We start from the raw sequence: 259 nt of genomic DNA on the forward strand, positions 1-259 counted from the left end.
TTTTCAATATATTTACGGTACTCATCTAACGTTGTTGCCCCGATACATTGAAGCTCTCCACGTGCTAAGGATGGTTTGAGAATATTAGATGCGTCAATCGCACCTTCTGCTCCGCCAGCACCAATCAGTGTATGAAGCTCATCAATGAAGAGAATGATATTTCCTGCCTGACGAATTTCGTCCATGACTTTTTTCAAACGATCCTCAAATTCACCACGATATTTCGTTCCTGCTACAACGGTTCCCATATCAAGCGTCA

Annotated in this window: 1 protein-coding gene; it reads right to left on the reverse strand. The window is 42.5% G+C overall.

All coding sequences use genetic code 11. From position 1 onward, the window contains the following. The coding region (locus SB658_RS25125; protein WP_410603133.1) for an AAA family ATPase at positions 1–259 on the reverse strand (259 nt) is incomplete at both ends.

Source organism: Bacillus sp. SIMBA_008, assembly GCF_046535495.1.
Lineage (GTDB): Bacteria > Bacillota > Bacilli > Bacillales > Bacillaceae > Bacillus > Bacillus subtilis.